This window comes from Gluconobacter thailandicus F149-1 = NBRC 100600, from assembly GCF_000964465.1.
GTDB lineage: Bacteria > Pseudomonadota > Alphaproteobacteria > Acetobacterales > Acetobacteraceae > Gluconobacter > Gluconobacter thailandicus.
Genome location: NZ_BANH01000021.1, coordinates 133,304 through 140,674, shown reverse-complemented (window position 1 = coordinate 140,674; position 7,371 = coordinate 133,304). Strand labels below are relative to the sequence as shown.

The following is a 7,371-nucleotide window of genomic DNA, read 5'->3' as shown; positions in this document are numbered from 1 at the left end:
AGATCTCAGCCAAATCGTCTAGATCTTTTGTCAACATTACCTAGCAGGCGGTCATGAAAGTATTTTGCTGTTTCCTGAAGAAAGAGCGAATGAATCTCATACCCGGTGGTATTGCCCGGATAAGAGCGATTGCTTCCTGAATAGACCTGATACGTAGAGTCGTTCGGGCTCGGGTTGGAGCCGTCAGCCTTTGTCACGCTGCTTGGGAAGTGCTGGGTATAGTCCTGATTTTCGTACCAGTAGCCAAAGTCAAGATGGTTATGCCTGTCGATATCGTAACCCAGCTTGGCGGTTGCGCCAACGTCAAGCGCTCCATTTTCCAGGAAGTAGCTGGTAAGAGGCGTACCCGCAGCGATTGTCTGGCCGGATTTGTAATTTGTGTTGCCCTTCGCAAAGCCGCCAGAAGAGCCGTCCCAGCCCTGCCCCCAGTTGTAGTAAGGGCGCAGATCGAACTGGAGCTTGTCTGTAAGAACGACGTGAATCGGCGCACTCAGGAAAAGCTGATTCCAGTGATCAATATTGTTCTTCCAGTAGTCGTTCCCGGATGGATCAAACTCGGCCTTTCGGCCATATCCAACGCCCGTATCCTTGTACTGATGAAACTGGGCGGCAGTCGGGTAGCGATCAATCACGAAGTCTTCATAGTTCCAGGACATAAACAGCTTCGCGTAAGAGCCGTTCTCCCAGTCCTTGCGGATACCAAAGTCAAGATGACGACGCTGGTTAATACCAGCTCCCATCCAGGACCGAGCATGCGTATTCGAGAAAGACAGGTAACTGCGAACACCTGTTTTTGCTATGTCACCGGATTCAATACGAAGGAATTCGCGCGACAGATTGTTGGTACCGTATGAAAAATCAATCAGGCCACCGAACTGATGCGCCGGATCATGAGAAGTCTCATTCATGACGCCTGCAGCAGCAGATGTTGCTGGAAGATCAATCGGAGAAGAACCAGGCATCATGCTGACGCTATCAAGGTTTTCCGAATCAATGTCTTCGGCCATGTAGGAGGCGCTGGCTGCAGGGGCCCCATCGACCATCAGTGCCATATCAGCGTCTGTCAGGCTTCGGCTCTGGATGCGGCCGCCCTGCATGCCGGATGTATCGGGCGTAGAAACGTTTACGCTTGGCAGGTTCTTGATGAGATCAAGTGCAGTGCTGGTTGGGCTCCTGGCTTCAATAAACGCTTTGGTAATCGTCTGAATTGCATAGGGAGCGGTCTCGACACGCATCATGCCACCGCCACGGCTTCGTGCCAGACGGGAGGTGGAGACCGTTACATGCTCATCGCCCGTCGAATTAATCGACGACGGATGACGCGCTTTGGGGTGTTCGGGAACAGCTGTAACAGCCGCATTACGGGGCACGCGCTGGCTTTGGGCAGCTACGCCATGCGCATGGGCCTTATGCTTGACGGTGCTGGTCGCGGCTTGGGCTGGCGCAGCAACGGACACTGAACCAAAACCTGCCAGACACGTTACAAGAAGGAGGGCCTTCCTGTAAGACTGTTTTTCAGATCGATACGAACACATAACCTGCTGGCTTCCCCTGCTGCAAGACACCTAACGTTCTTCACAGGACCTGGCCTCCGATCAGAAGACCTTTCCCATAACGAATTCGCAACATAATTGACCACTGCCTCAAAAGGCGAATAATTGCCTCGCAGTGACATCAAAAGTAGAGCACTCACGAAATCTGACACACTTGTGGATCTTTTTATACACCCTGAGAAATATTTTGCAACGCTATTGTTCTTTGAGGTCTGCAAAGTGAAAACCGAAAAAAAACCTTTATATAACAGACAGATAAATCAATATCTTGTATCGAGAAACTTATGTGATTTTTTTGGATTTTCCTATGTGGCACCATAAGAATATCTATTGTGTCTTTCGTGCCACTATAAACTTTCGAAGAGATTGTTCGTGCATTGAGGCGACTATCTCAGTTCGAGATCGGCACAAAATCTTGAAGGTATTCTGAAATGTTTCTATCGTGCATCTTTTGGGTGAGAGTTCTGTCATGCTGCACAGCCGACTTCTGATCTACCTGGATACGGTCGCCCGTTGCGGTTCCATAAGGAAGGCTGGAGAGCATCTGAACGTCGCTTCCACAGCCATCAATCGCCAGATTCTGACGTTGGAACAGGATCTCGGAGCGCCGATCTTTCAGAGGCTTCCCAGAAAACTTGTCCTAACGGCCTCAGGGGAAATCCTGCTCGCGCATGTCCGCGAAACCCTGAAAAATATGAATCATACCCGGCAGATTCTTGAAGATTTGAAGGGTCTGAAACGTGGAGAATTCTCGATTGCCACGATGGTAGGACCTGTTTCTACATTCCTTCCTCTGGCTCTCACAGACTTCCATAACACGCATCAGAACGTCCGAACGCATGTTAGCACCTATGGAACGCATGACCTGGTCGAAGCGGTCAAAAATGGTCAGGCTGATATTGGAATAGGCTTTGATATTCCGCCTGAAAACGGTCTGGTTGTGCAGGCGTCCAGAAGCGTCCCTTTAGGCATTGTGATGAGTGCGCAACATCCCCTCGCCCATCAGGAATCCATCAGTCTAGAAGACTGTAATGCGTGGCCGCTTGTGGTGGCGGATGACAGTATGGCGATCCGTCCACATCTGGAAGATCTCTATACTGCACGAGGCCTGACACTGACGCCGTCATTAGAAACCAATTCCATAGAACTTATGCGACAAATGGCTCTTGTGCCGGGCAATATCACGTTTCTGACGCCACTCGACATCATTCAGGAACAGTCCGAGGGGAAGCTCAAGTTTCTCACGTTGCGGGAAAACGGCATTCACCCTCAAACTGTATCGATCGTAGCGCGATCACGGATTTCAAATCCCTTTACATCTCTTTTTATTGAAAGAGTTGAATATTTTCTTCAGGAATACAGCTCCGCCCATTTCGTATAAAATTAGTACTTAGCGCATAGCGTAACAGCCACCTGATTATATGATTATTCCAGAACCGTTGTCTGGAACAAAAAGACTTTGAGCCCACCGTGAGGAATGGGAGCGCCTGTTGGCAAAAACGGCAAGCCACTAGCCTGCGCAAGCGATGTTTCAGTAGTGATGATCCCCACGCGCCAACCTTTGAAGTGCTCAAGCAGCCGCTCACCGAGTGCACGATACAACGCTGAGAGCTTTTTCTTGTCGCCGATACGTGTTCCATAAGGGGCATTGAGGATGACCAAACCTGGCGGCCCCGCAGGAGGCGTGATTTCACTTATCGTCGCCTGACTGAAGGTCGTATAGGCTGTGACGCCGGCGCGTTCAGCGTTGGCGCAACTCATGGTGATCGCTCCGGCATCCCGATCGCTTCCATAAAAATGGAAGTCCGGATCGCGCTGACTTTTCACGGCCCGCATCTGTTTCCACGCGTCCGCGTCGAATGTCGCAAAGTGCTCGAACGCAAAATGCCGGGAGCGGCCCGGGTTCAGACGCGCTGCGATTTCCGCCGCTTCAATGACAAACGTTCCAGAGCCGCACATTGGGTCCAGGACTGGTTCCTGGCCGTTATATCCGCATTTCCGCAGAAACAGGGAGGCCATCGTCTCTCTCATGGGCGCGCGGTTGACAGCTTCCTTGTGTCCACGCCGGTGAAGAAGATCTCCTGAAGTATCCAGACTGAGTGTGCAGAAATTGTTCTCAATCCGGGCCCGCACAACAACATCTGCAGTATCGGAACTGGGTGCTCCAAGCGTCTCGGTGATGGCTTTGGCAATACGTTCAGCCGCAGCGCCGCTGTGATAAATTCGAGAAGTAGAGCACGAAACCTCAACGCGAAATGGAACGTCTGATCTCAGCAACTCTCCCCAGGCCACTTCTCTGGTTCGGACATCAAGCTGCTTCAGATATTCCGCACGGAACTGGGCAACACGGGCCAGAACCCGGCTGGCGCCTCTGATCCAGAGATTTGCGCGCCAGACTTCAGGCCATCCTCCCCGCAACGTCACTCCACCGGGGACGGCCTTGGGTTGGCGGAACCCTTTCAGCTTCACCTCGGCGCAGAGCATGTCCTCAAGACCGGGGGGCGTTGCCAGAAAAATTTCAAAGTGCCTGTGTTTTGTCATGCCGCCTCCATGGCAGGAAGCGGCTCATTGAGCAATCATTTCTGCCAAATTTAAGGGCAGCTCAGCCCCTGCTCTGGCATATTCGTCAGGTAACCGGACACGATTGTAAAGTTATCGTGCCACCATCATCCATTCCTCCTGTCAGGCGTATGTTTCTCAATCCTGGAAGCCCCCTGCATTGCTCATAGAGCTGAAATCAGCGGCCTTTCCTTCACATTCAATCTTACGCCATGATTTCAATCCCGCCGGAAGGATCGACAATGAAGCCATCAGAAACACGCAGGTTCGGTCGAACCGACTTTAGCGTTACAGCTTTCGCTTTTGGGACTGCTCCGCTTGGAAACTTCCTGCAGGAAGTCAGTGAAGAAGACGCTGGCCAGATGATACAGCATGCCTGGGATGCAGGGATCCGACTTTATGATACCTCGCCCATGTATGGCCACGGACTTGCCGAACTCAGGCTGGGTCAGGCTCTCCGATGGAAAAACCGGGACGATTTCGTTATTTCCACGAAAGTGGGCCGTACACTGCACGCCGCGCCAAGAGCAGACATCGATTTTGCTCCCTGGGTCAATGCAACTCCCAACAGGATGACGTTCGACTACACCTATGATGGGACGATGCGATCCTTCGAGGATTCATTGCAGCGTCTGGCTCTCGAACGGATCGACATGGTGTTCATCCATGACATTGATCGTTTTACGCACGGGCAGAACCAGCCGGAAGTTTTCAAACAGGCGATGGGCGGTGCCTGGCGGGCACTTGAAAAGCTACGTACCGAAGGTGTCGTCAGAGCGATCGGTGTTGGTGTGAATGAATGGGAAGTCTGTCATGCTGCCCTTCAGCAGCATGATTTTGACTGCTTTCTTCTCGCAGGTCGCTACACTTTGCTTGAGCAGGACGCTTTGCGGGATTTTCTGCCTCTGTGTGAGCAAAGGAACGTTACGCTACTTGTCGGCGGCGGCTTTAACTCGGGTATTCTTGCGACGGGTGCTGTGAAGGGAGCCAAATATAACTATGCTCCTGCTCCGTCGCATATTCTCGATCGTGTTTCCCGTATTGAAGCTGTTTGTGCGCGGCATCATGTTCCGTTACCTGCGGCTGCCCTGCAATTTGTCGTAGCGCATCCAGCGATTTCGTCTTTTTGTGCGGGGACCCGGACGACCAATCAGCTCACGCAAAACCTGGCATGGTTCAGCCATCATATTCCGGAAGAATTCTGGAACGACCTCAAAGCCGAGCGTCTTTTAGCTGAAGACGCGCCTGTTCCTGTCGCAGCATAGCGTGAAACTGGGAGGGCGCGGTGGTGTTTTCCGGCCCTCCTGAAATATCCGAGCATTCATCTTTTTGCGATCTGTACGTTTTCTTTTCTGAATTCCATTTCGAGCTATGGACAGCCAGCATGCTATATGTAACGTAAATACCGTTATATATTCCGGAGAATACGTTATCTTTGGAAGTGACAGCACATAGCGTTATCGGATTTTCTTTAAGGTCGTTAACGGTTGTCAGAGGCAACCATTGGATCGGAACGTCTCAATCGCTGTGAATGACACTGGAAAGATAGCTCTCCCGGAATCTCAGCAATCTGCACGATACAATCTGGGTGTGGCCTTATGGATCTGGTTCTTGGAGTGGATGTTGGAACAGGGAGCGCCCGGGCCGGTCTTTTCACGCTCGATGGGGAAAAGAAGGCCTCTGCCGTCCAGCCGACGCGCACATGGACGCCTGCCGCCGACTATGCCCAGCAGTCTTCCGCCAATATCTGGGAAGCCGTTTGCACAACAACCCGAATGGCACTTTCCACGCTGGACCACCCCTATCGGATTGTGGGTATTGGCTTTGATGCAACCTGCTCTCTTGTTGTTCTCGATCCCGAAGGTCGCCCATTATCGGTCGATCCTGAGGGTGCGGACGGGCAGGATATTATCCTGTGGGCAGATCATCGCGCTCTGAAGGAAACTGCTGAAATCAATGCGGGTGGCTACGAAGTCTTGCGTTATGTGGGGGGCAAAATTTCCCCGGAGATGGAAACTCCAAAACTTCTCTGGCTTAAACGAAACCTGCCAGACATTTTCGCCAAGGCTGGCCACTTTTTCGATCTGCCGGATTTCCTGACGTGGCGCGCGACAGGATCCCTGTCGCGTTCAGCGTGTTCCACGGCCTGTAAATGGACATATCTGGCCCATGAAGATCGCTGGGACGCCACTTACTTCAAGGCCATTGGTCTCGAAGAGCTGACAGAAAACAACTATGCCCGGATCGGCAATGACATCCGGGCGCTTGGTGGTGTTGTGGGAGAGGGTCTGAGTGTTCAGGCCGCTGCGGAGCTTGGTCTGGAACCCGGAATACCTGTCGGAGTGTCAGCCATTGATGCCCATGCAGGAGGAATTGGCGTCCTTGGTATTGAGGCGGCCGGCGCGCTTTCGGATGATGTTCTTGAACGCTCAATTTCACTCATCTGCGGCACATCCAGTTGTCATATGGCAGCCTCCAAAGAGGCCAGATTTGTTCCAGGAGTGTGGGGCCCATACTGGAATGCCATGGTCCCCGACATGTGGCTCAACGAAGCAGGTCAGTCCGCAACCGGAGCATTGATCGACTTTGTCATTTCCAAACACGCTGCGGGTCCTGCCCTCAAACAGGAAGCAGAACAGTCTGGCAAAAACATCTATGCTCTGCTGAACGATCGCGCGGATGCTCTTGAGCAGGGCAAGCTTCCCGGAACGAGCACAGCGAACCTGCATGTGCTTCCGGATTTTCACGGCAATCGCTCCCCTCACGCTGACCCTGACCTCAAAGGCATCATCAGTGGGTTAAGCCTGTCGGCCAATCCGGATGATCTGGCAAAGCTGTATCTGGCTACGCTTCAAGGCCTCGCCTATGGGACCAAAGACATTATTGATGCGCTTAATGCCCAAGGATACCGTATCGACACGATCCTTGCGACAGGCGGGAGTACCAAGAACCACGTTTTCCTGCGTGAGCATGCCAACGCAACAGGCTGTCGTATTCTGCTGCCGGAAGAGCCGGATTCCGTTCTCCTGGGAGCCGCCATTCTCGGTGCTGTGGCCAGCGGAGAGTACGCCGATCTTCGAACGGCGATGGCCAGAATGAGCCATGCGGGTACCGAAATCCTGCCAGATGAACGCACCGCAACATATCACGCCGCAAAACGTTCCATCTGCCATGACATGCTAGGCAGTCAGCTCGCATGGCGCATACAAATGCAGGACGCCCTGAAAACTGTTTCTTCAACCTGAATTCTGAATATTCC

General features: G+C 52.4%; 4 protein-coding genes and 1 pseudogene. 3 read left to right on the top strand and 2 right to left on the bottom strand.

Features of this window, described 5'->3' with window-relative positions; genetic code table 11:
* Positions 1-35 precede the first annotated feature (35 nt).
* Positions 36-1,535 (bottom strand): annotated as a pseudogene (locus B7444_RS07350) (TonB-dependent receptor plug domain-containing protein); the annotation flags it as partial.
* 487 nt (positions 1,536-2,022) lie between these two features.
* On the opposite strand from B7444_RS07350, the gene B7444_RS07345 reads away from it, so the two are divergent.
* Positions 2,023-2,934 carry a LysR family transcriptional regulator gene (locus tag B7444_RS07345; RefSeq protein ID WP_034881913.1) on the top strand — a complete coding sequence of 304 codons (912 nt, stop codon included), beginning with the start codon at positions 2,023-2,025 and terminating at the stop codon, positions 2,932-2,934.
* A gap of 44 nt (positions 2,935-2,978) precedes the next feature.
* Here the strand turns inward: B7444_RS07345 and B7444_RS07340 are convergent, their stop codons facing one another.
* On the bottom strand, positions 2,979-4,094 hold the full coding sequence (locus B7444_RS07340; protein WP_007284369.1) for a THUMP domain-containing class I SAM-dependent RNA methyltransferase: 1,116 nt from the start codon (positions 4,092-4,094) through the stop codon (positions 2,979-2,981).
* Positions 4,095-4,354: 260 nt separating this feature from the next.
* Between B7444_RS07340 and B7444_RS07335 the strand changes: the two genes are divergently transcribed.
* Positions 4,355-5,377 carry an aldo/keto reductase gene (locus tag B7444_RS07335; protein ID WP_007284371.1) on the top strand — a complete coding sequence of 341 codons (1,023 nt, stop codon included), beginning with the start codon at positions 4,355-4,357 and terminating at the stop codon, positions 5,375-5,377.
* A gap of 333 nt (positions 5,378-5,710) precedes the next feature.
* Complete coding sequence (locus B7444_RS07330) at positions 5,711-7,357, top strand: FGGY-family carbohydrate kinase (protein ID WP_007284372.1); 1,647 nt, start codon at positions 5,711-5,713, stop codon at positions 7,355-7,357.
* Positions 7,358-7,371 lie beyond the last annotated feature (14 nt).

Bases quoted from the DNA above. Each gene is read 5' to 3' on its own strand.
- B7444_RS07335 (WP_007284371.1), top strand. From the start codon at position 4,355: ATGAAGCCATCAGAAACACGCAGGTTCGGTCGAACCGACTTTAGCGTT.
- B7444_RS07345 (WP_034881913.1), top strand. From the start codon at position 2,023: ATGCTGCACAGCCGACTTCTGATCTACCTGGATACGGTCGCCCGTTGC.
- B7444_RS07330 (WP_007284372.1), top strand. From the start codon at position 5,711: ATGGATCTGGTTCTTGGAGTGGATGTTGGAACAGGGAGCGCCCGGGCC.
- B7444_RS07340 (WP_007284369.1), bottom strand. From the start codon at position 4,094: ATGACAAAACACAGGCACTTTGAAATTTTTCTGGCAACGCCCCCCGGT.